Source organism: Herbaspirillum seropedicae, from assembly GCF_001040945.1.
Classification (GTDB): Bacteria; Pseudomonadota; Gammaproteobacteria; order Burkholderiales; family Burkholderiaceae_D; genus Herbaspirillum; species Herbaspirillum seropedicae.
Genome location: NZ_CP011930.1, coordinates 4,979,598 through 5,004,081 on the forward strand (window position 1 = coordinate 4,979,598; position 24,484 = coordinate 5,004,081).

At 62.9% G+C, this 24,484-nt stretch carries 22 protein-coding genes; 4 read left to right on the plus strand and 18 right to left on the minus strand.

Translation table 11 applies throughout. The annotated features are described in order from the left end of the window. Window positions 1-21 precede the first annotated feature (21 nt). The 4 genes from ACP92_RS21715 to hemE form a co-directional block, all read right to left on the minus strand. Window positions 22-681 (minus strand): SPOR domain-containing protein, encoded by a 660-nt coding sequence (locus ACP92_RS21715; RefSeq protein WP_013236277.1) that lies wholly within the window; start codon window positions 679-681, stop codon window positions 22-24. Between the two features lie 21 nt (window positions 682-702). Further along, a complete protein-coding gene (argS, locus tag ACP92_RS21720) occupies window positions 703-2,436 on the minus strand; it encodes an arginine--tRNA ligase (protein ID WP_013236278.1) in 1,734 nt (577 codons plus the stop codon). Window positions 2,437-2,647: 211 nt separating this feature from the next. After that, window positions 2,648-4,774, minus strand: coding sequence for a primosomal protein N' (locus ACP92_RS21725; RefSeq protein ID WP_013236279.1), 2,127 nt, complete (start codon window positions 4,772-4,774; stop codon window positions 2,648-2,650). A 716-nt stretch (window positions 4,775-5,490) separates the two neighbouring features. Next, on the minus strand, window positions 5,491-6,570 hold the full coding sequence (hemE, locus tag ACP92_RS21730) for a uroporphyrinogen decarboxylase (protein WP_041311314.1): 1,080 nt from the start codon (window positions 6,568-6,570) through the stop codon (window positions 5,491-5,493). Window positions 6,571-6,828: 258 nt separating this feature from the next. Between hemE and ACP92_RS21735 the strand changes: the two genes are divergently transcribed. Further along, entirely contained in the window at window positions 6,829-7,632 is an 804-nt protein-coding gene (locus tag ACP92_RS21735; protein WP_013236281.1) for a transporter substrate-binding domain-containing protein, read from the plus strand. Between the two features lie 28 nt (window positions 7,633-7,660). Here ACP92_RS21735 and ACP92_RS21740 read toward each other — a convergent pair whose 3' ends face one another. The 12 genes from ACP92_RS21740 to ACP92_RS21795 all read right to left on the minus strand — a co-directional run bounded on the left by ACP92_RS21740 (window position 7,661) and on the right by ACP92_RS21795 (window position 18,413). Continuing rightward, window positions 7,661-8,473, minus strand: coding sequence for a polyphosphate kinase 2 family protein (locus tag ACP92_RS21740; RefSeq protein WP_013236282.1), 813 nt, complete (start codon window positions 8,471-8,473; stop codon window positions 7,661-7,663). 53 nt (window positions 8,474-8,526) lie between these two features. Beyond that, window positions 8,527-8,988 carry a CoA-binding protein gene (locus tag ACP92_RS21745; protein WP_013236283.1) on the minus strand — a complete coding sequence of 154 codons (462 nt, stop codon included), beginning with the start codon at window positions 8,986-8,988 and terminating at the stop codon, window positions 8,527-8,529. Window positions 8,989-9,340: 352 nt separating this feature from the next. Next, the gene (locus ACP92_RS21750; RefSeq protein ID WP_013236284.1) at window positions 9,341-9,763 is read right to left on the minus strand and encodes a F0F1 ATP synthase subunit epsilon; all 423 of its coding nucleotides are present in this window, start codon (window positions 9,761-9,763) and stop codon (window positions 9,341-9,343) included. Between the two features lie 121 nt (window positions 9,764-9,884). Next, window positions 9,885-11,285 carry a F0F1 ATP synthase subunit beta gene (gene atpD, locus ACP92_RS21755; RefSeq protein WP_008332979.1) on the minus strand — a complete coding sequence of 467 codons (1,401 nt, stop codon included), beginning with the start codon at window positions 11,283-11,285 and terminating at the stop codon, window positions 9,885-9,887. A 57-nt stretch (window positions 11,286-11,342) separates the two neighbouring features. Continuing rightward, a complete protein-coding gene (atpG, locus tag ACP92_RS21760) occupies window positions 11,343-12,215 on the minus strand; it encodes a F0F1 ATP synthase subunit gamma (protein WP_013236285.1) in 873 nt (290 codons plus the stop codon). Between the two features lie 30 nt (window positions 12,216-12,245). After that, complete coding sequence (gene atpA / locus ACP92_RS21765; RefSeq protein WP_013236286.1) at window positions 12,246-13,787, minus strand: F0F1 ATP synthase subunit alpha; 1,542 nt, start codon at window positions 13,785-13,787, stop codon at window positions 12,246-12,248. Between the two features lie 45 nt (window positions 13,788-13,832). Further along, window positions 13,833-14,366: a F0F1 ATP synthase subunit delta gene (locus ACP92_RS21770; RefSeq protein ID WP_013236287.1), complete on the minus strand. Its 534-nt coding sequence runs from the start codon at window positions 14,364-14,366 to the stop codon at window positions 13,833-13,835. A 1-nt stretch (window position 14,367) separates the two neighbouring features. Beyond that, window positions 14,368-14,838 (minus strand): F0F1 ATP synthase subunit B, encoded by a 471-nt coding sequence (locus ACP92_RS21775; RefSeq protein WP_013236288.1) that lies wholly within the window; start codon window positions 14,836-14,838, stop codon window positions 14,368-14,370. A 74-nt stretch (window positions 14,839-14,912) separates the two neighbouring features. Next, on the minus strand, window positions 14,913-15,158 hold the full coding sequence (gene atpE, locus ACP92_RS21780; RefSeq protein WP_006461334.1) for a F0F1 ATP synthase subunit C: 246 nt from the start codon (window positions 15,156-15,158) through the stop codon (window positions 14,913-14,915). A gap of 75 nt (window positions 15,159-15,233) precedes the next feature. Next, entirely contained in the window at window positions 15,234-16,055 is an 822-nt protein-coding gene (gene atpB, locus ACP92_RS21785; RefSeq protein ID WP_013236289.1) for a F0F1 ATP synthase subunit A, read from the minus strand. After that, window positions 16,052-16,396 carry an ATP synthase subunit I gene (locus tag ACP92_RS21790; RefSeq protein ID WP_013236290.1) on the minus strand — a complete coding sequence of 115 codons (345 nt, stop codon included), beginning with the start codon at window positions 16,394-16,396 and terminating at the stop codon, window positions 16,052-16,054. Before ACP92_RS21790 ends, atpB begins: the two co-directional genes overlap by 4 nt. Before the next feature lie 559 nt (window positions 16,397-16,955). Beyond that, window positions 16,956-18,413: an HD domain-containing phosphohydrolase gene (locus tag ACP92_RS21795; RefSeq protein ID WP_013236291.1), complete on the minus strand. Its 1,458-nt coding sequence runs from the start codon at window positions 18,411-18,413 to the stop codon at window positions 16,956-16,958. A 218-nt stretch (window positions 18,414-18,631) separates the two neighbouring features. On the opposite strand from ACP92_RS21795, the gene ACP92_RS21800 reads away from it, so the two are divergent. Beyond that, window positions 18,632-19,417 (plus strand): alpha/beta hydrolase, encoded by a 786-nt coding sequence (locus ACP92_RS21800; RefSeq protein ID WP_013236292.1) that lies wholly within the window; start codon window positions 18,632-18,634, stop codon window positions 19,415-19,417. A 44-nt stretch (window positions 19,418-19,461) separates the two neighbouring features. Here the strand turns inward: ACP92_RS21800 and rfbD are convergent, their stop codons facing one another. Both rfbD and ACP92_RS21810 read right to left on the minus strand, forming a co-directional pair. Beyond that, complete coding sequence (gene rfbD, locus ACP92_RS21805; protein ID WP_013236293.1) at window positions 19,462-20,400, minus strand: dTDP-4-dehydrorhamnose reductase; 939 nt, start codon at window positions 20,398-20,400, stop codon at window positions 19,462-19,464. A 178-nt stretch (window positions 20,401-20,578) separates the two neighbouring features. Then, a complete protein-coding gene (locus ACP92_RS21810; RefSeq protein ID WP_041312337.1) occupies window positions 20,579-21,499 on the minus strand; it encodes a LysR family transcriptional regulator in 921 nt (306 codons plus the stop codon). Window positions 21,500-21,684: 185 nt separating this feature from the next. Between ACP92_RS21810 and ACP92_RS21815 the strand changes: the two genes are divergently transcribed. Then, window positions 21,685-22,899, plus strand: coding sequence for an MFS transporter (locus ACP92_RS21815; RefSeq protein WP_013236295.1), 1,215 nt, complete (start codon window positions 21,685-21,687; stop codon window positions 22,897-22,899). Between the two features lie 19 nt (window positions 22,900-22,918). Then, entirely contained in the window at window positions 22,919-24,439 is a 1,521-nt protein-coding gene (locus ACP92_RS21820) for an amidase (protein WP_013236296.1), read from the plus strand. Window positions 24,440-24,484: the final 45 nt, after the last annotated feature.

Here is a 24,484-nt window from a genome sequence, read left to right on the forward strand (position 1 = left end):
GGCATCCACGGTGAAATCGGATTACTTGGGAATGCGCACGATGGCGGCATCGACCCCGTTGTCGGACAGCTTGCTGCGCGTACGGTTCATTGCCTCGGCATGGGCGAAGGGACCGATACGGACCCGGTACAGCACGCCGCTGTCAGCGGTGCGTTCGGTGACCTTGGCCTCGAAGCCCAGCAGGGCCAGCTTGGCGCGGGCGCTTTCAGCATCGGCCTGGTCGCGGAAGGCGCCGGTCTGCAGGAAGTAGGTCCACTTGTCGTCGTTGGTGTCGTTCTTGGACGCGGTGGCCGGTGGCGTGCTGGCCGAGGGCTTGGCGTCCGCCGCCTTGCTGTCGGGCTTGGCGGCCGGCGCAGTAGCCTGCGGCGTCGGCGCCACGGGCGGGACCGGCTGGGCGGCGGCGGTATTGGGCGGCACCGGCGTCTGCGACTGCTGCTGGTCGCGCGCGGCCTCGCGGGCGATGTCGCGATTGCCGTAGAGCGGACGGTTGGGATCGGCCGCCTGGGCCGGCGTCGGATCGGCGCGTTCGGGACGCGCCACCTTGTTGACGAAGGGGATGGGCGACTTGGTGATCATCAGCGCCACACCCACGGCGATGCCCAGGCCGACGATCAAACCCAGGATCAGACCGAGCAGCGTGCCGCCGGCCTGCTTGTGATATTTCGCGTTCAACGGTTTCACGTTTCTCTTTAGCTGCTTGTTTTACATTCTGGCCGGAGCCGATACGCCCAACAGCGCCAGGCCGTTGCGCAGCACCTGGCGGGTGGCGGACAACAGCGCCAGACGCGCGGACCTGGTTGGGACATCGTCGACCAGCACGCGTTCCGCATTGTAGTAGCTATGCAGTTCGCCTGCCAGATCGCGCAGGTAGAAGGCGACCTGGTGTGGTCCCAGTTCCTGCAGGGCATGGGCCAGCATGTCCGGGTACTCGGCCAGCTTGGCCAAGAGCGTTGCTTCGCGCGGAGCGGTCAAGAGCGACAGGTCGGCGCTGCTCTTGAGCGCCTCTTCGTCCACGCCCGACTTGCCCAGCACGGTGCAGATGCGGGCATGCGCATACTGCACGTAGTAGACCGGATTTTCATCGGACTGCGCCAGCGCCAAGTCGACATCGAAGACGAACTCGGTATCGGCCTTGCGCGAGATGAGGAAGAAGCGCACCGCATCGCGGCCGCGCGTGAGGTCACGTTCCTGACCCTCGACCGGCTCGCCGGCCGACCATTCGATCAGGTCGCGCAGGGTCACGTAGGAACCGGCGCGCTTGGAGATCTTGACCTCTTCTCCATTGCGCATGACGGTGACCATCTTGTGCAGCACGTAGTCGGGATAGCCCTGCGGAATGCCCACGCCAGCGGCCTGCAGGCCGGCGCGCACGCGCGCGATGGTGCCGTGGTGGTCGCTGCCCTGGATATTGATGACCTTGCCGTAGCCGCGTTGCCACTTGTTGATGTGATAGGCGACGTCGGGCACGAAGTAGGTATAGGTGCCGTCGGTCTTCTTCATGACGCGATCCTTGTCGTCGCCATAGTCGGTGGTGCGCAGCCACAGCGCGCCATCCTGCTCATAGGTCTTGCCGGCGGCAATGAGCGCATCCACGGCGGCGGCGACCTTGCCGTCGGCGTAGAGCGAAGATTCGAGATAGTAATTGTCGAACTTCACGCCGAAGGCCTGCAGGTCGAGGTCTTGCTCGTGGCGCAGGTAGGCCACGGCGAAGCGGCGGATCGATTCGATGTCGTCGACCTCGCCGCTGCCGGTGACGGGTTCGCCATCGCTGGCCGAGACGGTCTTCTTGTCGAGGAAGTCGCGGGCGATGTCGGCGATGTAGTCGCCGTTGTAGGCCGACTCGGGCCATTCAGCGTCACCCGGCTTGAAGCCGCGCGCGCGCGCCTGCACCGAGGTGGCCAGCGTGGCGATCTGTACGCCGGCGTCGTTGTAGTAGAACTCGCGCAGCACGTCATAGCCCTGCGCTTCCAGGAGCGACGACAGCGCATCGCCCAGCGCGCCCTGGCGGCCATGGCCCACATGCAGCGGACCGGTGGGATTGGCCGAGACGAACTCGACCAGCACCTTCTTGCCAGCACCGGCGCTGCCACGGCCGTAAGCCTCGCCCTGTTCATGGATCACCTTGACCACGGCCTGCTTGGCGGCGGCGGCCACGCGCAGGTTGATGAAGCCGGGACCGGCGATCTCGACGGACTCCACCAGGTCTTCGCGGGCCGGGTCGGCCATGACGGCGGCCACGATGGCCTGGGCCAGCTCGCGCGGATTCTTCTTCAGCGGCTTGGCCAGCTGCATGGCGATGTTGCAGGCGACGTCGCCGTGCGAGGCATCGCGCGGACGCTCCAAGGTGATGGTCGGCGTCAGGCCGCTCTCAGCCAGCAGCGGCTGCAAGGCGGACGAGAACAGGTCGGAGATGCGTTGTTTCTGTTGTGCGAGCATGGGAATGAGGGGTAAAGCGGAAGCGGCCGGGGCGCTGGTCTGGCGTGCCGCGCCGCGCGGAGGGATCGCTTGCAATTGGTTGAGCAGCCGAGATTATACCGGCTAGGCGCACCATGTTGGCTGCCCCGGCAAGCAGCTTGCGTCGGAGCAAGCCCGCCCTCAGGATAAAGATGCCGGAATCACAACAAAATCGAGGCCTGGTCCGCACCGGTCAGATATCGACCGGATCGACTTCCAGCGACCAGCGCGCCCGTGTCTTCACCTGCCGCAACAGAGCCAGCCATTGCTTGAGAAACGCCTGCAGCACCGGACGCGAAGCGCATTCGATCAGCAATTGCGCCCGCTCCACATTGGCCACCCGCATCAGCGTCATCGGGATCGGTTCGTTGATGGTGATGGCCGGCGCCTCCAGCAGGGTGGCGGCGTCCTTGAGGAAGGCCATGGCGGTGTCGAGCTCGCGCGCTTCGGCGCGCAGCAGCGCCTGGTACATGAAGGGCGGGAAGTGCGCCTGGCGACGCTCCTCCAGCAGCTCACCGGCGAAACCGTCGTAGTCATGACGGATCACCGCCTGGTACAGCGGATGATGGGGATAACGCGTCTGGATCAGCACCTCGCCCGAACTGCCATCGGCCGACAGGCCAGCCCGGCCGGCGCGCCCGGCCACCTGCATGAGCTGGGCGAAGAGGCGCTCGCTGGCACGGTAGTCATGCGAGAACAGCGCGGTATCGGGATTAAGTACACCCACCAGCGTCAACTTTTTGAAGTCATGGCCCTTGGCCACCATCTGGGTGCCGATCAGGATATCGACCTCGCCCCGATGAACGCTGTCGAATGCGCTCTGGGCCGAGCCCTTCAGGCGGGTCGAATCGGCGTCGATGCGCAGCACGCGGGCCTCGGGGAAGATCGCCTGCAAGCCCTCTTCGACCCGCTGGGTGCCGCGTCCCAAGGGTTGCAGATCGACGTTGCCGCAGGTCGGGCAGGCGCGCGGAATGTGCAGTTCCAGGCTGCAATGGTGGCAACGCAGGCGGCGCTCGGGGCGGTGCACCACCATAAAGGCGTCGCAGCGCATGCAATTGCTGATCCAGCCGCAGGCGTCGCAGGCCAGCACCGGGGCATAGCCGCGCCGGTTCAGGAACAGCAGCGATTGCTCGCCCTGCTCCAGGCGCTTGCGCACGGCGGCAATGAGGGTCGCGGTCAGGCCGTCGACGGGCTTGTCGCGCTCCAGGTCGATCACCTTGACGGTGGGCAGCACCGCCTCGCGGGCAGCGCGCTGGCGCAGTTCCAGCCGGCGGTAGCGCCCGGCCTGGGCGTGCTGCCAGGTCTCCAGCGACGGCGTGGCCGAGCCCAGCACGACCGGGATGCCGAGCTGGTGGGCGCGCCACACGGCCAGGTCGCGAGCGGAGTAGCGCAAGCCTTCCTGCTGCTTGTAGGAAGGATCGTGCTCTTCATCGATGACGATGAGCTTGAGCGCTGGCAGCGAAGCGAGAATGGCCAGCCGCGTCCCCAGCACGATCTGCGCCTGCCCCAGGTGCGCGGCCAGCCAGTTGCGGGCGCGCTCGCCCTCGGCCAGGCCGCTGTGCAGCGCCACCACGTTCAGGTGCGGAAAGCGTGCGCGGATATTGCCTTCGAGCTGCGGCGTGAGATTGATTTCCGGCACCAGCACCAGGATCTGGGCGCGCTCGCCACTCTCGGCAGCGCGGCGCAGGATGGCCGCTGCCGCTTGCAGATAGACCTCGGTCTTGCCGCTGCCGGTGACGCCGTACAACAGCAGCGGCGCAAACGCATGGGCGGCGGCAATGGCGTCGGCCGCCTCCTGCTGGGCGGCGTTGAGGGCGGGCGCCTGGGCGAACTGCATGGGATCAGCCGGGGTGGCGTCGGCCGCCGCAGTCTCTTGCCGCGCCTCGTCTTCAGGATGGGCGCGTGCCTTGGAGCGGGCCTTGGATTTCTTCGGCGCGCTCAGACGGCCCAGGGCATTGAGGGCCTTGTCCAGCGCTACCGTGCTGAGAGCGCGCAGGTTCTTGGGCAGCCCGGGCAACATCACCTCGCCCAGCGGGCGCTGGTAATAATCGGCGGCGAAACCGCACAGGGCCAGCCAATGGGCCGACAGCGGCGGCAATTGGTGACGCACGGCGATGACCTGCTTGATCTTGCCCTGCTCCAGCGCGCTTTGCGACACATGGCCGACCACCACCCCGACCGCCTCGCGGCGGCCAAACGGCACCACCACCAGCTGGCCAATGGCGGGCACAAGCTCCCCCTCGGCCTGGGCTTGCCAGGCATAGTCAAAGACCGTGTGCAGGGGGGTATCGAGAGCGACCTGGAGGATGCGTTGTTCCACGAACTTAATGTAAATCCTGAATAAGCGGGCTAAGCCTCGGTTTAATCGCCATTTTTCGAACTATCCACACCGCCTGTGGATAACTTTGGGGACAAGTGCCTCTTGACATGCCCTCATGCAGTCTGGATGCGGCTTCCAGCAAGATGCCCAAATCCGGGTCAAAAAATTAGCCCTTTAAAATCAATGACTTGCAAGCGCGCCTCGATCATCGGAAAAAAAATTTGCTCATGCGGATTGCGCAGACTTCAAACGCTTTTCATGTGTATAAGTCACGTTCCGATTCCGGTCGGCTATCGATTTGTCAAGAGCTCGCCGACAAAAAATGATCGGCTTTTCTGGCCGGAAATGTCGCCGCTTGTCCTACAAACTTAAAGTAAACCTTCAAACACGCCGGTAAACAACGGTTTTGTAAACGGTTTTACGTCTTATGCACACGCCCTGTGGATAACTTTGTTGACAAGTGGGGCTTGACAAGTCCGAGAGTCACGGCAGCCGCGGCTTTCAGCTCATCCGCCCCCTGCCGGCGGTAAAATTACCCTAATAAAATCAATGACTTAGAACATCATTTCGGCTGCAGTTTTCCAATGCCAATAAATTTTATTCTCAATTGGAAAACTGGCCGGTATGTGCATAAGTCGGGCCAGGTATGCAAGAACGTTCACATTGTTTTGACGTCGCGCACAAATGCGAACAGATAACGACAGATACGCGCAAACTCAGGCGCGCAAGGCGCGGCTGAATTCATGCACAGCCTGGACCAAGGTCGTGACCGCCTCCGGCGGGGTGTGCTGGGAGATGCCGTGCCCGAGGTTGAACACATGGCCGCTGCCCGCGCCCGGACGCCCGAAGGACTCAAGCAGCTTGCGCACCTCGGCGCGGATAGCGTCGTCGCCGGCGAAGAGCACGTTGGGATCGAGGTTGCCCTGCAAGGCCACCTTGTCGCCCACGCGCTGGCGCGCCTGGCCGAGGTTGACGGTCCAGTCCAGCCCCACGGCGTCGGCGCCGATGGCGGCGATCTGTTCCAGCCACAGCCCGCCGCCCTTGGTGAAGACGATCACCGGCACCTGCTGGCCACCCTGCTCGCGCTTGAGCTGGCTGACCACCTGCTGCATATAGGACAGCGAGAATTGCTGGTAGACGCCATCGGCCAGCGCCCCACCCCAGGTATCGAAGATCATCACCGCTTGCGCACCCGCATCGATCTGGGCGTTGAGATAGGCGGCGACGGCGTCGGCATTGGTCCTGAGGATGTGGTGCATCAGGTCGGGGCGGCTGTAGAGCATGCTCTTGACCAGGCGGAAGTCATCCGAACCACCGCCTTCGACCATGTAGCAGGCCAGCGTCCAGGGACTGCCGGAAAAGCCGATCAACGGCACCCGGCCATCGAGCTCGCGGCGGATCTGGGTGACCGCCTTGAAGACATAGTCGAGCTTGCCCAGGTCGGGCGCGCGCAGCGCCTTGACGGCGGCCTCGTCACGCAAGGGACGCTGGAACTTGGGCCCCTCGCCCTCGGCGAAGTACAGGCCCAGGCCCATGGCGTCGGGCACGGTCAGGATGTCGGAGAAGAGGATGGCGGCGTCCAGCGGATAACGTTCCAGCGGCTGCAGCGTCACTTCGGTGGCGTAATCCGGGTTGGTGGCCAGGCCCATGAAGGAACCGGCGCGCGCGCGCGTGGCGCGGTACTCGGGCAGATAGCGGCCGGCCTGGCGCATCAGCCACATCGGGGTGTAGTCGGTGGGCTGGCGCAACAGGGCGCGCAGGAAGGTATCGTTTTTGAGCGGAGCGAAGGTGGACATAGAAGAGGAAGACATGGTCGGCCTGCAATACGATCTGACGGCAATGCGGCATTATCGCATCCTGCGACCTCGGCTTTCCGGCTAATTGTCGCTGTTGGCCTGCGCGGACATTGACGCAAGTCGTGGCAAGGCAAAACGGCGGCGGCCGGCGCGGCTTTTGCTATGATCTGCGCACTGCATGAATGTCCATGCAGCCGGCTTTCCCCATCTTCAGATCAACAAGAAAACCGCCGCCCCACCCATCCACGAGGAGATTGCATGACTCGCTTCATCCGCGCCGCCCTGCTGGCCGGCCTGACCGCCCTTTCATTGTCCCTGTCACTGTCGCCGGCCCTGGCCGATGACGCCGCCGCAGCGCCAGCCTCCCGCCTGGACCAGGTCATCAAGGCGGGCAAGCTGCGCATCTGCATGACGGGCGACTACAAGCCCTTCACCTACTACCGGCCCGACCAGAGCTTCGAGGGCATGGACGTGGAGCTGGGCCAGGCCCTGGCCAAGTCGCTGGGCGTGGAAGCGCAATTCATCAAGACCACCTGGAGCAACCTGATGAATGACTTCATCGCCCAGTGCGACATCGCCATGGGCGGGGTCTCCATCACCCTGGACCGCGCACGCAAGGCGGCCTTTTCCGAACCGACCATGGTCGACGGCAAGGCGCCCATCATCCGCTGCGCCGACAAGGACAAATTCCGCAACTTCGACATGATCGACCAGCCCGGCACGCGCGCCATCGTCAATCCGGGCGGCACCAATGAACGCTTCGCCCGGGCCCGCTACAAGCGCGCCACGCTGACGCTGCATCCGGACAACGTGACCATCTTCCAGCAGATCGTCGATGGCAAGGCCGACGTGATGGTGACCGACGCCAGCGAGACCCTGTGGCAATCCAAGCTGCATCCCGAACTGTGCCCGGTCACGCCGGACCAGCCGCTGCAATTTGCCGAGAAGGCCTATCTGCTGCCGCGCGGCGATGTCGCCTTCAAGGCCTATGTCGATACCTGGCTGCACCTGGCCAAGGCCACTGGCGAGTATCAGCAGATCTTCGACAAGTGGCTCAAGTAAGCTGAGCCTGGCTGGCCCGGTCCCGGCTTCAGTCGAACTTGAGATTCTTGAGTTCGGGCTTGGGATCGGGGAACTTGAGCTTGAGCTTTTGCAGTGTCTCCAGGACCACATTGGCCACCACCAGGTTGCGATGGGTCTTGGAGTCCGCCGGCACCACGTACCAGGGCGCATGCAGCGTGCTGGTGGCGCGCAGGACTTCCTGGTAGCGCGTCTGGTAGGCATCCCAGAACTTGCGCTCGGCCAGGTCCTGGGGATCGAATTTCCAATGCTTGTTGGGGTCGTCGATGCGCGATTGCAGGCGCGACTTCTGCTCGGCCTTGGAAATGTGCAGGAAGAACTTCAACACCACCGTCCCGGTTTCCCACAGCATGCGTTCGAAGTCGTTGATCTGGCGATAGCGGCGCTGGCATTCCTTGTCGTCGATCCAGTCGTGCACGCGGGTGATCAGCACATCCTCGTAATGGCTGCGGTTGAATACGGCGATCTCTCCCGCCACCGGCACCTGTGCATGCACGCGCCAGAGGTAGTCGTGCGCCAGCTCGATGGCCGTGGGTCCCTTGAAGTTGCTGATGCGGATCCCCTGCGGATTGACGGCGGCAAACACGTCATTGACGGTGCCATCCTTGCCGCTGGTATCCATGCCCTGCAGCACCACCAGCACCTTGTGCTTGTGGCCGGCGTAGAGCATCTGCTGCTGCACTCCGATCAAACCGGACAGGCGCTGCACGTTGGCGCGATCCTTTTCCTTGTCGCCGCTGGAGAGCGGCTTGGTGCTGGCTTCGGTTTCCTTGAGAACGAATTTGGGATGGACGATGAATTGCGGGCCGATCTTTTTTGCCATGTTGTCTCGCTTTATCGTTATGGGAAAGGACCGGCCTGCGCCAGTCCCGGAGGTTACAACACGCCGTGGGACTGCCCCATGGCGTGTTCGATCTTGATGCACTTGTCCATGATCACCTTCAGGCCGGCCGCGCGTGCGCGCGCAGCGGCTTCTTCATGGACGATGTCGAGCTGCATCCACACGCAATCAGCACCGATGGCAATGGCCTCCTCGACCACCGGCGGAATGTCGGCCGACTTGCGGAAGCAGTCCACGATGGCAATGCGCAAGCCCTCGCCAGCCAGCGCGGCACTGGCCTGCACCAGCGAGGCGTGGCAATGCTCGCCCAAGATGGTCTGTCCGGCATACATGGGATTGACGGCGACGATGCGATAGCCGGCCGCCTGCATGTACGCCGCCACATCGAAGCTGGCGCGCTCGGGCCGATTGGACAGGCCGACCACGGCAATGATGGGCTTGCCGTGAACGTGCGAAGGAAGGGAGGAAGTGGACGAGGGCGCAACGGCTGAAGACATGTCTGCTCCTGCTGTGATGGGCAAATGCACTAAATGATTTACACCAGCGGATGAACCTCGCACTGGCGTGTCGAAGGATGCACTTTACCCGATCAGCGCGAAGGCGGCAGGCGCGCACGCAGTTCGGTTGATGCAGATTAATGATGAGCTGCGCCGCAGCTTGGCCTTGGTCGTGCGCGGGTCAGCCTTTGTCATCAGATGCGTGGCCAGCCAGTGATGCGCGGACTGCACTGCTGCTCCATCACCGCTTCATCGCTGCCGCTGCGACCCGCACGGACAAGAAAAAAGGCAGCCGAGGCTGCCTTTTGATTTACTGCTATCGTCCCTGCCGAGGCAAGGACACGCCGAGCGATCAGCGCTTCTGACGCAACTTCTGGATCGCTGCCAGCTGTGCCACGGCGGCGGCCAGTTCGGCCTGGGCTGCGGCGTGGTCGATCTTGGAGTCGCGGTTGACCAGCGCTTCCTCGGCCAGACGCTTGGCTTCAGCAGCCTTGGCTTCGTCCAGGTCGGCACCACGGATGGCGGTGTCGGCCAGCACGGTCACGGCGTCGGGCTGCACTTCCAAGAGGCCGCCGGCCACGAACACGAATTCCTCGTGCGCCTGACCCGGGACCTTGATACGGACAGCACCTGGCTTGATGCGCGTGATCAGCGGGGTGTGACGGGGATAGATACCCAGTTCACCCGCTTCGCCCGGCAACGCGACGAATTCAGCCTCGCCGGAGAAGATTTCCTCTTCCGCCGAGACCACGTCCACGTGAATAGTATGTGCCATGTCGTTTCCTAGTCGATTGACCGCCCCTGCGAACAGGGGCGGCGCCAATGAATCAATGATTACTTACCTGCCATGGTCAGCTCCGGTGCTGCACCGGATATCGACCACGGCGTGGTCAGTCTTAGTTGATCTTCTTGGCCTTTTCGATTGCTTCGTCGATGGTACCGACCATGTAGAACGCTTGTTCCGGCAGGTGGTCCAGTTCGCCGCTGGCGATCATCTTGAAGCCCTTGATCGTGTCCTTCAGCGAAACGTACTTGCCCGGGGAACCGGTGAACACTTCGGCGACGTGGAAGGGCTGCGACAGGAAACGCTGCATCTTACGAGCACGTGCGACGATCAGCTTGTCTTCCGGAGCCAGTTCGTCCATGCCCAGAATGGCGATGATGTCACGCAGTTCCTTGTAGCGCTGCAGGGTGCCCTGGACAGCGCGTGCGGTCTCGTAGTGTTCCTGGCCGACCACTTGCGGGTCCAGCTGGCGCGAGGTCGAGTCCAGCGGATCGACGGCGGGGTAGATACCCAGCGAGGCGATGTCACGCGACAGAACGACGGTCGAGTCCAAGTGGGCGAAGGTGGTTGCCGGCGACGGGTCGGTCAAGTCATCCGCAGGGACGTACACGGCCTGGATCGAGGTGATCGAGCCAGTCTTGGTCGAGGTGATACGCTCTTGCAGGCGGCCCATTTCTTCGGCCAGCGTCGGCTGGTAGCCCACGGCCGAAGGCATACGACCCAGCAGCGCGGACACTTCGGTACCGGCCAGGGTGTAACGGTAGATGTTGTCGACGAAGAACAGCACGTCCTTGCCTTCATCACGGAAGCCTTCCGCGATGGTCAGGCCGGTCAGCGCCACGCGCAGACGGTTGCCCGGCGGTTCGTTCATCTGGCCGTAGACCATGGCGACCTTGGAATTGGTCGGGTTTTCCAGGTCCACCACCTTGGCTTCTGCCATTTCGTGGTAGAAGTCGTTACCTTCACGGGTACGCTCACCCACACCGGCGAACACGGACAGACCGCTGTGCGCCTTGGCGATGTTGTTGATCAGCTCCATCATGTTCACGGTCTTGCCCACACCGGCGCCACCGAACAGACCGACCTTACCACCCTTGGCGAACGGGCAGACCAGGTCAATCACCTTGATGCCGGTTTCCAGCAGCTCCTGCGAGGGCGACAGTTCGTCGTAGGCGGGAGCCTTGCGGTGGATCGACGCGGTTTGCTCGTGCGAGACCGGACCGCATTCGTCGATCGGGTTGCCCAGCACGTCCATGATGCGACCCAGGGTCGCGGTACCGACAGGCACCGTGATGGGCTTGCCGGTGTTCGAGATGGTCAGGCCGCGGCGCAGACCGTCCGACGAACCGAGCGCAATGGTACGGACCACGCCGTCGCCCAGCTGCTGCTGGACTTCCAGGGTCAGATCCGAACCTTCCAATTTCAAGGCATCGTAAACCTTGGGCATCGCATCGCGCGGAAACTCCACGTCCACCACAGCGCCGATACACTGAACGATTTTGCCATCAGCCATTTTCGTTCCTTCAATAGATAAAATTTAAATTCTGTTTCGCTGCGCTACGCCAGCTGATCAGCCGACCGCAGCCGCACCGGCGACGATTTCCGACAGCTCTTTGGTAATCGCGGCCTGACGAGTCTTGTTGTAGACCAACTTCAACTCGCCGATCACGCTACCTGCGTTGTCGCTGGCGGCCTTCATCGCGACCATGCGCGCCGATTGCTCGGAGGCCATGTTCTCGGCGACGGCTTGATAGATCAGCGCTTCGACGTAACGCACCAGCAGTTCGTCCACCACGGATTGCACATCGGGCTCATAGATGTAGTCCCAGGAGTGCGCACCCTCGTCAGCCTTGAGCTTGTCGCTGGTCAGCGGCAGCAGCTGCTGCAGGGTGGCTTCCTGCTTCATCGTGTTGATGAACTTGGTGTACACCAGGTACACCGCGTCCAGCTTGCCTTCCTGGTAAGCGTCGAGCAGCACCTTGACGGGGCCGATCAGCTTTTCCAGGTGCGGCGTATCACCCAGTTGCGTCACGTTGGCGGCCACACGGGCGCCGATGCGATTCAGAAAACCCAGACCCTTGTTGCCAATGGCGACGGTCTCGATAGCCTTGCCCTCGCCTTCCAGTTCACGGAACTTGTTGGTCAACAGGCGCAGCGAGTTGGTGTTCATGCCGCCGCACAGACCCTTGTCGGTCGTGACGACGATGAAACCAACGCGCTTGGCCGTATCCTGCTGGACCATGAACGGGTGCACGTACTCCGGATTGGCCTGCGACAGGTTGGCCGCAATGTTGCGGATCTTGTCGCTGTACGGGCGGGCTGCGTGCATCCGGTCCTGCGCCTTGCGCATTTTGGATGCCGCGACCATTTCCATCGCCTTGGTGATCTTCTTCGTATTTTCTACGCTCTTGATCTTGCCACGTATCTCTTTACCTGTAGCCATGAGTAAGACTCCTTATAGCTTCAGTAAGAATTAGTACGCGCCGGATTTCTTGAAGTCAGCGATGGCGGCTGCCAGGGCTGCCTCAGCATCCTTATCCAGTTGCTTGGTGTCTTCGATCTTCTTGAGCAGCTCAGCGTGGCTGGTCTTCATGAAGTTGTGCAGAGCCGACTCGAAGGCCAGGATCTTCTTCACTTCGACGTCGTCCATGTAGCCCTTGTTGACGGCGAACAGGGTCACGGCCATGATCGAGATCGATTGCGGGGTGTACTGAGCCTGCTTCAGCAGTTCGGTCACGCGCGCACCGCGGTCCAGCTGCTTGCGGGTGGCTTCGTCCAGGTCGGAAGCGAACTGCGCGAAGGCAGCCAGTTCACGGTACTGCGCCAGGTCGGTACGGATACCGCCGGACAGGCCCTTGATGACCTTGGTCTGGGCAGCGCCACCGACGCGCGACACCGAGATACCGGCGTTGATCGCAGGACGGATACCGGCGTTGAACAGCGAAGTTTCCAGGAAGATCTGACCGTCGGTGATCGAGATCACGTTGGTCGGAACGAAGGCCGACACGTCACCCGCCTGGGTTTCGATGATCGGCAGTGCGGTCAGGGAACCGGTCTGGCCCTTGACTTCGCCGTTGGTGAACTTCTCGACGTAGTCGGCGTTCACGCGGGCAGCACGTTCCAGCAGACGGCTGTGCAGGTAGAACACGTCGCCAGGATAGGCTTCACGGCCCGGCGGACGGCGCAGCAGCAGCGAGACCTGACGGTAGGCCACGGCTTGCTTGGACAGGTCGTCATAGACGATCAGGGCGTCTTGACCGCGATCGCGGAAGTATTCACCCATGGCGCAACCCGAGTAGGCCGACACGTATTGCATCGCGGCCGATTCGGAGGCGGTCGCGGCCACGACGATGGTGTATTCCATCGCGCCGTGCGCTTCCAGTGCGCGCACCACGTTCTTGACCGACGACGCCTTCTGGCCGATCGCAACGTAGATGCAGGTCATGTTCTGACCCTTTTGATTGATGATGGCGTCGATCGCAACAGCGGTCTTGCCGGTCTGGCGGTCACCGATGATCAGCTCGCGCTGGCCACGGCCGACGGGCACCATGGAGTCGATCGACTTCAGGCCAGTCTGCATCGGTTGCGACACGGACTGACGGGCGATCACGCCCGGGGCGATCTTTTCGATCGGGGCGGTCAGCTTGGCGTTGATCGGACCCTTGCCGTCGATCGGCTGGCCCAGTGCGTTGACGACACGACCCTTCAGTTCAGGACCGATCGGCACTTCCAGGATACGGCCGGTGCACTTGACGACGTCGCCTTCGGAAATGTGTTCGTATTCGCCCAGGATAACGGCGCCCACCGAGTCACGCTCCAGGTTCAGCGCCAGGCCGAAGGTGTTGCCCGGGAATTCCAGCATCTCACCTTGCATCACGTCGGACAGACCATGGATACGGCAGATACCGTCGGACACGGAAATGACCGTGCCCTGATTGCGAATCTCAGCGGTATCGCCAAGGCCTTGGATCCGGCTCTTGATCAGCTCGCTGATTTCAGATGCGTTGAGTTGCATACTAACTCCTAAAAATTGTTCTTTCGCTTAGCCAGCCAGAGGCACTTACGCGGCCAGAGCAGCTTGCAGCTGCTGCAGCTTCGCGCGCACGGAGGTATCGAACACTTCGTCGCCGACCACGACGCGCACACCGCCAATCAAGCTGCTGTCGACCGTCACGGAGGGGTTCAGCTTGCGGCCGAACTTCTTCTCCAGTGCCGAGACCACATCCTTGACCTGGGCGTCGCTGAGCTCGAAGGCGCTGACGATGTTGGCATCGGCCGAACCTTCCGACGTGTTCTTGAGCACGTGGAATTGTTGGGCGATTTCCGGCAGCAGCACCAGACGGCCATTGTCGACCAGCGTCTTGACGAAATTGGTCGCCTCGATGGACAGCGGGGTCTTCACGGCGGCGGCAAACACTTCTGCCAGCTTGTCATGCGATACGGAAGGATTCTGCGCCAGCGCCTGCACCTCGGGATGCGCCGCCACCTGGGCCATCTCGTCGACGAGATCGGACCAGGCTGCCAGGCTGCCTGCCTTGGCCACACGGAACAAGGCTTCGGCGTAAGGACGAGCGATCGTTGCGAGTTCGGCCATATTACAGCTCTGTCTTCAGTTGATTCAGCAAGTCGGCGTGGGCAGCCGCATTCACTTCGCGCTTGAGGATCTGTTCCGCGCCCTTGACGGCGAGCGTTGCGACCTGGCCGCGCAGTTCTTCACGCGCCTGGTTCACTTGCTGTTGGGCGTCAGCACGGGCGTTGGCGACGATGCGGGCCGCTTCTTCAGCAGCCGTCTTCTTCGCTTCTTCGATGATCAGCTGAGCGCGCTTCTCGGCTTCGCCGATGCGCTTCTGGCCTTCATCACGCGCCGATGCCAGTTCGCCCTGGATGCGCTTTTCGGCGGCGGCCAGATCGGCCTTGCCACGGTCGGCCGCTGCCAGCCCGTCCGCAATCTTCTTGGCGCGTTCGTCGAGCGCCTTGATCAACGGCGGCCACACGAATTTCATCGTGAAGCCGGCGAGGATGAAGAAGACCACGAACTGTGCAATCAATGTTGCATTTAAGTTCACGGTAATTTCCTTCTCAGAATAACGAGTGCCGGAACCAATCGTCCGGCAGATGAGAATCGGCTATGAAGCGCGAATTACTTGGCGATGAACGGATTTGCGAATGCGAACAGCATGGCGATACCAACGCCGATCAGGAAGGCCGCGTCGATCAGGCCAGCCAGCAGGAACATCTTGGTTTGCAGGGTGTTCATCAGTTCAGGCTGACGTGCGGATGCTTCGAGGTACTTACCGCCCATGATCGCGATACCGATACAAGCGCCGATAGCACCCAGGCCAATGATCAAACCGCAAGCCAGAGCAACGAAAGAGACATCAGTCATGACAATTCCTTAAGAAAAGTTAATTAAATACAAAACCAAAAAACAAACTGAAAAACAGGTACTGCAAGCCTTGTGTTAGTGCGCTTCGTGCGCCTGGCCCAGGTAAACCAGTGTCAACATCATGAAGATGAATGCTTGGAGCAACACGATCAGGATGTGGAAAATTGCCCAGATAGAACCGGCGATCACATGGCCGATGAAGCCGAATGCGGTCGCGGTCGATCCCAGCAATGCGATCAGCAGGAACAACAGTTCGCCTGCATACATGTTGCCGAACAGTCGCATGCCCAGGGACACGGTCTTGGCGGCGAATTCGATGATGTTCAGCAGCAGGTTGAACGGAGCCAGCCAGATGCCGAAGGGTGCTGCAAACAGTTCATGGATGAAGCCGCCGGCGCCCTTGATCTTGACGCTGTAGTAAAGCATCAGGGCCAGCACGCCCAGGGCGATGCCCAGGGTGCCGTTGAGGTCGGCGGTGGGGACGATGCGGTGGTGCATTTCACCCAGGCCGAACAGGCCCAGGATGCCGGAGGCCAGGTCCACCGGCAGGAAGTCCAGCGAGTTCATCAGGGCCACCCAGACGAACACGGTCAGCGCCACCGGGGCGATGAAGGTACGGTCGCCGTGGACGATGGCCTTGGACTGGTCTTCCACCATTTCGACGACCATCTCGACGAAGGCCTGGAAACGGCCCGGCACGCCCGAGGTCGCCTTGCGGGCGGCCAGGAACATGAAGAGGCAGGCGATGACGCCACAGAACACGGACCAGAAGATGGTATCCACGTTCAGGATCGAGAAATCGACGATCTTGGTCTGGTGCTGGGTAGAGAGGTGTCCGAGGTGGTGGACAATATATTCAGAGGCTGTGGGCGCGTGCTCTGCGGCTTCTACGGTCATGGTCGGTGTCTAAACAGTAAAATGAAATAACTCTTAAGCACCACGATGAAGCTCAGCACAAATGCGAGCCAGTGAACACCGTGGTACAACCAAACGATCGCGCCCATGAGCGCAAAAGTCGTAGCAATCTTGATAAATTCCCCGAAGAAAAACGTCATCGGGTTGGTACCACCGGGTTTCTGCGCACTGACATGAAGTCGCAGTGCAAACAGGGCATTGGGAACGACACAGCAGACGCCTCCCAACAATGCGGACCAAAGCGCCGGAAGTCCGCCCAGCATGCCCGCCACCAGGGTGACGACGACCGTGGTTACGAGCTGCAAGAGAATGATGCGCAGCATATCTATCCAATATCGTGCATGCGCCGCACTCTTTACGAGCAGACGGCAGCTTAAAAGCCCGGCGATTATAAAGGTTCGTTTTCTGGTAAGTCAAACCTTTTGCAGCCAGATCAAGGCCTTATCTCAGGCACTTGCGGGGCATTTGTGGCAAATAAGCCGCCAGTTTGATTTTTTGCAGTGCAGCAGAAAATGGGGCTGCTACGCGCCTGACCTGCACCGCTTTCATCCGCTCATCCGATGAGACAGGCGCAGGCCAACCCGGGACGGAGATGAAAAAATACTCAGTTGGAGTAAACGTTTTCTGAACAGGCGCCAATTTAATCAAAAAGAGTCGCAAGCGCCAGAAAAATATCCCGCAAATTCAAGGATTTACGCCCGCCGCTGCGGCGCTCGCAATCCAACCGAGGACGAACTGACATTTTGTCAGGAAAGCGCCTGTCGTCTGACAACTAGACTCGCTTTTGGAAAGAATTGCTGCAGCACAGCGAAACCGGATCAAAAATGAGCCGCCCATCTGGGCAGGTCCTGCGCAGGCTCGCCCTGCCGTAGAACTACGGCGTCAGATCAGCCCCAGGCTCAAGCCCTTCAGGGTGGCCGCTGCGCGGGTGGAACACTGGAGCTTGCGGAAGATGCTCTCGACATGGGTGCGCACGGTGGACGGGCTGATCTGCATGGCGCGGGCAGCTTCCTTGTTGCTCTCGCCCAGGCTGATGCGGCGCAATACCTCGGCCTCGCGTTCGGAGAGCAAGCGCCTGGGCAGCGACGGCATCGCCCCACCCTGTCCGGCCGCAGCCGCCACGACCCACTGGACCGCCTGGGGGTCGAACAGCCCGGCCTGGGCGTCGGCCTGCAATTGCTGGCATGCATCGGGCTCGCTCATGGCGCCGCGCCAGGGCCGCGGCGCGCACAAGGCGGCCAGGGCCGCCGCTGCTGCGAGCAGGCGCGCGGGCATCGCCAGGCTGTCACGGTCGAGATTGCGGAAATAACCACTGCCGTCGAGACGCTCATAGAGGCGGGAGGCGAGCTCGGCCTCATCGCGCAGGGCCGGAATCAGTGCGCCGGCGCGGGCGGTCCAATAGGGCGCCAGGCGGATACGTTCCCAGTCGGCGGCACTGGGCCGTCCCGGCCGCTCCCAGATGGTGTTGGAGACCGAGGCGCGACCAATGCCGTGCAACAGCGCGGCCCGTTCCAGCCGCTGCCCTTGTTCTGGGTCCAGGCCGGCCAGGGCGGCTGCGCGCACTGCCAGCTCGGCGACACGGCGCGAGTAGCCGGTCAACCAGGGCAGCTTCAATTCAATCAGTTCGGCCACGATGCTCAGCGCCACCGGATGCGCCGGCAGGTCTGCATCGATATCGCCGCCCTGCTCCAGCGCGGCCAGCAGCGCTGGCGCATGCGCCACGGCCAGCTGGGCCATGGCGTTGGGATACTTGACCCCGCCCAGTTGCAAGATCATCTGACAAGCCGCCGCAACGGGATGGGTGCGCGAGAGGATTTCCAGGTCGCCGGCCAGGCTGGTGAGATAGACCACCGGCGGAATCGCTTCGTGCGTGAGCTGGCGCGGCGCACCACTGCCGTCGTAGTGTTCCCAGACATGGCGCAGGCCGATCTCCACCGGGCCGGGCAGCCCCAGCAGGGCGGCCACCTCGCCGGCCACTTCGCAATGGATATGCGCCAGCGGCGCGATATTGGCGAAGTTCAACGGATGCCCCTCCGGCAAACCCTGGCGCAACATGGCCTCGCGCCCACCGACATCGTCTCCCAGGAGCGTGGCGAAACCGGCGGCGTTGGCCGTGCATCCCGACCAGCGCAGCAAGGACACCAGCGCCGCATGCCTGGCGGTGGATTCGTCGGCGCCCTGCAGTTGCGCCAGCCGCACCGCCAGACGCGCCGCTCGCACGGACTGGTCGGGCGGCTGCCCCATGCTCAGGTCGCCAGCCAGCGCCAGCGCGCGCACGGCCACCTGGGCGGGAACAGTGGGCGAGGAAACAGGGGCGGCAGGGTGAATGGCGTCGGGCATCCCGACACTTTAGCGGTAAGCGGCACGCACGGGCAATCAACCATTCGTGTAACTGGGCGGGCCCGGTGCGCTCGACCACAATGCGCGCACATCCAGCCCGCCACAAGCGGGTCGGTCAATTGACCGATACCGGGGCCGGATGCCCATTCCTATACTGGCCTGGCTGACATCAACAAGGTCACAGGACACCCCCTCATCACTTCCAACAGGAGCACATCATGCAAGCATCGTCCCGCCTCTTCAACCTCAAGACCGCCCTGGGCGCACTGGCCGTCGCGGCCGCCTTCAGCGCCGCCGGCCCCGCCAGCGCAGCACCGGCCGAGCAAGCCTCGGTGGTGATCGTGCACGGCGCCTTCGCCGATGGCTCCGACTGGGCCAAGGTGATCCCCCTGCTGCAAGCCAAGGGCGTCAAGGTCACCGCCGTCCAGAATCCGCTGACCTCGCTGGCCGATGATGTGGCCGCCGCGCGTCGCGCCATCGACAACCAGCCCGGCAAGGTCGTGCTGGTCGGCCACTCCTGGGGCGGCACGGTAATTACCGAAGCTGGCAACCATGACAAGGTCGCCAGCCTGGTCTACGTGGCCGCCTTCGCTCCGGATGCGGGCCAGGCCACTGGCGACCTGGGCAAGGATCTGCCGGTGCCGCCGGGCATCGCCAAGCTGTCGGTGGACAAGGCCGGTTTCGCCAGCCTGCCGCCGGCTGCGCTGGCCGCCGATTTCGCCCAGGACGTGCCGGCCAAGCAGGCCGCCGTGATGGCGGCCACGCAAGGTCCGATCGCCATGAAGGCCTTTGGCGACAAGGTGGAAACGGCGGCCTGGAAGACCCGTCCGAGCTGGTACATCGTCAGCACCAAGGACCGCATGATCCAGCCCGCGCTGGAGCGCGCCTTCGCCAAGCAGATCAACGCCAAGACCACCGAACTGCCGGCCAGCCACGTGCCGCAGCAATCGCGTCCGGCTGACGTGGCCAAGGTGATCCTGGAAGCCGTGGCGGCGAGCAAGTAAGCCTGCTCGCAGGCTCTGCGGACGCTACCGCGTCCCTGTCCTGTCTAGAGGCCAGGCGTCGGCGTGCCCGACGCCTGGCCCGGCCCATCCCGCAGCGATGGCGCGTGCAGGCAGCGCTCCAAGGCTTCTTCCCAGGTCGGCAGTGAAAGGGAAAACGTCCGCCTCAGCAGCCCGGTATCGAGGCGCGAATTGCGCGGCCGCTGCGCGATGGCGGGATAGGCATCGCTGGCGATGGGCCGCACCAGGGCCGGGTCCAGCAGCGCGGTCTCGCCCTGCGCGCGCAGCAATTGCAGGATGCGTTGCGCGAATCCGTGCCAGGAGGTGGCGCCGCCGGCGCTCAGATGATAAAGACCGGTGGTATCACGCACGCTCTGCTGTGCATCCGCGCCATGCGCCAGCATGCGCGCCAGGGTATCGGCAATGGTATGCGTCCAGGTAGGCGCGCCGATCTGGTCGTCCACCACGGTCAGATATTCCCGCTCACCGGCGAGACGCCACATCGTCTTGAGGAAGTTGCTACCGTAGCATCCATACACCCAACTGGTACGCAAGATCCAGTAGGCATCACAATGCGCGGCGATGCCCTGTTCGCCCGCCAGCTTCGTGCGGCCATAGACGTTGAGCGGGCCGGTGGGATCGGTCTCGACGTAGGGCCGCGCCGACTTTCCGTCGAAGACATAATCCGTTGAAAAATGCACCAGCGGCGCGCCCAGCATCTGCGCTTGCTGCGCCAGGATCATGGGGGCAAGGGCGTTGACCGCCTCCGCCCGCGCCACATCGGACTCGGCCTTGTCCACCGCAGTATAGGCGGCGGCATTGACGATCAACCCCGGACGCGCCTGCTGGAGAAAAGACTGCAGCGCCTGCCGGTCGGCAAGATCGAGTTCACGACTGGAAGGGGCCAGCAGCTCGCCATGACGCGCCAGCATGGGCTGCAATACCTGCCCCAGCTGTCCCGACGCCCCCGTAAGTAGAATCCTCATGCGAAACCCTCTGCCGCACAGCGCAGCCGTTCTTTGAATGAATGGTCGACAGGGATGGATCCGTCCTTGCACGGACCAGGGATCACCCGAGCCATGACGCTATCACAAGCGCCCATGCCGACACCCCAGGCTGGCTCGATAGTGCGCCACAAAGTAACGCGCCGACGTGTCCGTCCCATCAATGCCGTCCGGCTGCCCGCGCAATGAGGGCGTTGAGAAAGGCCCTTGCTGCATCGGGCAAGGTGCGTCCCGCCAGGGACTGGATTTCCAGTTGCAGCGTATTCATGTCCTTGTCGCGGATGGGCAGCGCCGCCAGCTTCCCCTCGCGCACCAGCTTGCGGATCGGCAAGGCTGCAGAAAAACCGATGCCCTGGCCGGCCATCACGAAACATAGCAATGCGCTGATGGAGTCGGCCGCCAGCGTGGGTTCCAGCAAGACATTGCGGCGGCTGCAGCACGCATCGATGAGGCGGCGCATGGTGATGGTCTTCTTGGGCATCGCCAGAGGATAGGGCGCCAGTTCGGACAGGCTGACCTGCTTGCGATGGGCCAGTTCATGCGCTGGATGCATGACGGCCAGGATGGGTGCGCGCTGGGCAAACTCGACCTTGATGTCGGCGTCAGGCGCCATCGTGAAGGTCAGTCCCAGATCGACCGCGCCTTCGCGTATCTGCTGGGCCACGTGCATCGCATTGCCCACCGAGAGCTGAAAGCGGATGCCTTTGTGCTGACGGCAGAACTGCTCAATGGTGGCTGGCACGAATTCCAGCGCGAAGCCCTCGGTGCAGGCCAGCTTGACCTCGCCGCGCCGCAATCCCTTGAGCGCCGCCAGTTCATTGCCGATGCGCTCGGCCTCGAGCTGCATGCGCAAGGCATGCGCGGCCAGCAGCTCGCCAGCGGCATTGGGCCGCATGCCGCGCGCCACGCGTTCGAACAGGGGCGTGTCCAGTTCCGCTTCGAGCCGCGCGATCTGGCGACTGATGGCCGACGAGGCCACATTGAGCGTATTGGCCGCCTCGGTGATGGAACCGCGCCGCACCACCTCGAGGAAGTAACGCACCGCAGTCTCCTGCAGCACGCGGGTGTGAATGGTAGACATGGCGGCATTGTAGAACTCATCGCCGCTCTCGGCATAGCTGCGCAGCGGGATGAGGCGCGGAACGGTTTGCCGATTCGGCAATGACTTATTCGAAAACTTCTACTTGCTGCAAACCTCATGCAGGCTTAGGATCGGTCAACGAATCGGCGGGGCAGGCCCGTCGTCGCACCGGAAGGAATCGCTTCATGGATGCTGCGGTAAGGAAGGGCAAGTACAAATACCTGGTGCTGGTCTTGCTGTATCTGGGCTGGTGTGTCTCCTACATCGATCGCGCCGCGATCACCTTCGCGGCCACGCAGATCGCCAGCGAATTCCATCTGAAGCCCTCAGATCTGGGCATCCTGCTGTCGAGCTTCTTCCTCGGCTATTCGCTGCTGCAACTGCCCGGCGGCTGGCTGGCCGACCGCTACGGATCGCGGCCGGTGATCGTCATCTCCATCCTGCTCTGGTCGCTCTTCACCGGCGTCACCGGCATGGCCTGGTCGGTCACCAGCCTGGTGATGATCCGCTTCATCTTCGGCGTGGGCGAAGGCGCGTTTCCGGCGGCCAGTGTCAAGGGCGTGGCCGAGAACTTCAGCCGTGACGAGCGCCCCAAGATGTCCTCGCTGCTCATGTCGTCCAACTATATCGGCAGCATGCTGGCGCCGCTGTTGATCGCCCCGCTGATCCTGCATTACGGCTGGCGCGCGGTATTCCACTACATCGGCATTGCCGGCGTCGTGTTCGCCCTGGTCTACTGGTTCTGCGTGCGACCGGTGCGCCCCGGCGTGGGTGGTGCAGGCGCCATCAACAAGCAGGCCTTCATGGCGCTGATGAAGATGCCGCTGATGTGGCAGATCGTGGCGGTGTGGTTCGGCCTGTCCATCATCAACAAGGGACTCGATACCTGGATGCCGACCTACCTGATGACGGTGCGCGGACTGAACCTGAAGGCGGTCGGCCTGCTGCTGCCGCTGCCCTACATCATGGCCGGACTGTCCACCGCCATCGGCGGCTGGGTGATGGTGCGCTTCTTCGATGGCCGCGAGAAACTGCTGCTCATCGGCAGCTCCCTGCTGACGGCTGTGTTCGTCTACTGCATGTACAGCGCGGCCAGCGTCGAAGGCGTCATCGCCTGGCAATGCCTGGCCTATTTCTTCAAGTCCTTCGTGCTGGCCACCTGCATTGCCCTGCCCACCAAGATGCTGCAAGCGCAGCTGGTGGGTAGCGGCGTGGGCATGGTCAACCTGGGCGGCCAACTGGCGGGCTTCATCTCGCCGCTGGTGATCGGTTTCCTGGTCAGCGCCTTCGCCAACTATGACTACGCGTTCAGCTTCCTCATCGGCGCGGCCTTCTTCTCGGTGCTGGTGAGCCTGTTCATCCGCACCCACAAGAGCGACAGCCAGATGCAGCCCGCCTGATCCACCACAAGGACCATCCATGCAAGACAAGCTCGTTGAAAAAAGCGCAGTCGAACTGCGGCAGCTGATCGGCAGCAAACAACTGTCACCGGTCGAACTGCTGGAGGCCTGCATCGCCCGCATCGAAGACATCAACCCCCACATCAACGCCGTGACCGCCACCTGCTTCGAGCGCGCGCGCGGCGAGGCGCGCGCAGCCGAGCAGGCCGTCATCGATGGCAAGCCGCTGGGCCTGCTGCACGGCCTGCCCATCGGCATCAAGGACCTGGAAGAAACCGAAGGCCTGCTCACCACCTATGGCTCGCCGCTCTATCGCGGCAATATCCCGGCCCGGGATAACGCCCTGGTGGCGCGGCTGCGCGCCGCCGGCGCCATCGTCGCCGGCAAGACCAATGTGCCGGAGATGGGCGCCGGGGCCAACAGCCGCAACGCCGTCTGGGGCGCGACCGGCAATCCCTTCAATCCGCTGCTCAATGCCGGCGGCTCCTCGGGCGGCTCGGCGGCGGCCCTGGCGACCGATCTGTTGCCGCTGTGTTCGGGTTCCGATACCGGCGGCTCCTTACGCATCCCCGCCGCCAAGTGCGGCGTGGTGGGTTTCCGCCCTTCCCCGGGGCTGGTGCCCAGCGAGCGCAAGCTGCTGGGCTGGACACCGATTTCAGTGGTCGGCCCGATGGGACGCGACGTGGCCGACACCGTGCTGCAATTGCGCGCCACCCTGGGTCTGCATGCCAGCGACCCGCTGGGCTATGCGGTCAGTGACAGCGAGTTCGCCAGCCTGCCGCAGGTGGATCTGTCGCAGTTACGTATCGGTTACACGGAGGATTTCGGTGTCTGCGACGTCGATAACGGCATCCGCCAGGTGTTCCGCGACAAGATGGCCGCCATCGCCCCTTACGTGAAGCTGTGCGAGCCGGTCGACGTCGACATGGGCGAAGCCCACCGCGCCTTCGATGTCATCCGCGCCGAAGCCTTCGTGGCCGGCTTCGATGCCGCCTACCGCCGCGATCCCGCTTCGCTGGGACCGAACACGCGCGCCAACTATGAGATGGGCGCGGCCATGAGCCTGCTCGACTGCGCCTGGGCGCAGAGTGAACAGACCCGCATCTTCCGCCGCTTCCAGCAACTCTACGAACGCTACGACCTGATCCTCTCGCCCACCACACCGGTGTCGCCCTTCCCCTGGAGCGAGCTGTACCTGAAGGAAGTCAATGGCGTGGCGCTGGAGAACTACTATCGCTGGCTGGCCCTGACCTACGTGGTCACGCTGGCGACCAATCCGGCCATTTCGCTGCCCTGCGGACGCGATCATCGCGGCATGCCGTTCGGTCTGCAAGTCACCGGACCATTCCGTGGCGACGCCCGCGTGCTGGCCTGCGCCGCCGCGCTGGAACAGGCCTTTGCCGGCAACGAGACGCTGCGCCGGCCAAGACCCGACCTGACCAAACTCAAGACGGTACATGCCCCGCTCACTTCCATCGTCACCGATCCGCCGCTATTGCAGGGCCAGGGGACGGAGCAGTCGGGCGGACCAGCCGTCTGACCGCACTGCGTCGCTTTATATTATCCATATTATTTATATTGTTTA

Coding starts and splice junctions, on each gene's coding strand:
- argS (WP_013236278.1), bottom strand. CDS start 2,436: ATGCTCGCACAACAGAAACAACGCATCTCCGACCTGTTCTCGTCCGCC.
- hemE (WP_041311314.1), bottom strand. CDS start 6,570: ATGTCCACCTTCGCTCCGCTCAAAAACGATACCTTCCTGCGCGCCCTG.
- ACP92_RS21735 (WP_013236281.1), top strand. CDS start 6,829: ATGACTCGCTTCATCCGCGCCGCCCTGCTGGCCGGCCTGACCGCCCTT.
- ACP92_RS21740 (WP_013236282.1), bottom strand. CDS start 8,473: ATGGCAAAAAAGATCGGCCCGCAATTCATCGTCCATCCCAAATTCGTT.
- ACP92_RS21745 (WP_013236283.1), bottom strand. CDS start 8,988: ATGTCTTCAGCCGTTGCGCCCTCGTCCACTTCCTCCCTTCCTTCGCAC.
- ACP92_RS21750 (WP_013236284.1), bottom strand. CDS start 9,763: ATGGCACATACTATTCACGTGGACGTGGTCTCGGCGGAAGAGGAAATC.
- atpD (WP_008332979.1), bottom strand. CDS start 11,285: ATGGCTGATGGCAAAATCGTTCAGTGTATCGGCGCTGTGGTGGACGTG.
- atpG (WP_013236285.1), bottom strand. CDS start 12,215: ATGGCTACAGGTAAAGAGATACGTGGCAAGATCAAGAGCGTAGAAAAT.
- atpA (WP_013236286.1), bottom strand. CDS start 13,787: ATGCAACTCAACGCATCTGAAATCAGCGAGCTGATCAAGAGCCGGATC.
- ACP92_RS21770 (WP_013236287.1), bottom strand. CDS start 14,366: ATGGCCGAACTCGCAACGATCGCTCGTCCTTACGCCGAAGCCTTGTTC.
- atpE (WP_006461334.1), bottom strand. CDS start 15,158: ATGACTGATGTCTCTTTCGTTGCTCTGGCTTGCGGTTTGATCATTGGC.
- atpB (WP_013236289.1), bottom strand. CDS start 16,055: ATGACCGTAGAAGCCGCAGAGCACGCGCCCACAGCCTCTGAATATATT.
- ACP92_RS21790 (WP_013236290.1), bottom strand. CDS start 16,396: ATGCTGCGCATCATTCTCTTGCAGCTCGTAACCACGGTCGTCGTCACC.
- ACP92_RS21795 (WP_013236291.1), bottom strand. CDS start 18,413: ATGCCCGACGCCATTCACCCTGCCGCCCCTGTTTCCTCGCCCACTGTT.
- ACP92_RS21800 (WP_013236292.1), top strand. CDS start 18,632: ATGCAAGCATCGTCCCGCCTCTTCAACCTCAAGACCGCCCTGGGCGCA.
- rfbD (WP_013236293.1), bottom strand. CDS start 20,400: ATGAGGATTCTACTTACGGGGGCGTCGGGACAGCTGGGGCAGGTATTG.
- ACP92_RS21810 (WP_041312337.1), bottom strand. CDS start 21,499: ATGTCTACCATTCACACCCGCGTGCTGCAGGAGACTGCGGTGCGTTAC.
- ACP92_RS21815 (WP_013236295.1), top strand. CDS start 21,685: ATGGATGCTGCGGTAAGGAAGGGCAAGTACAAATACCTGGTGCTGGTC.
- ACP92_RS21820 (WP_013236296.1), top strand. CDS start 22,919: ATGCAAGACAAGCTCGTTGAAAAAAGCGCAGTCGAACTGCGGCAGCTG.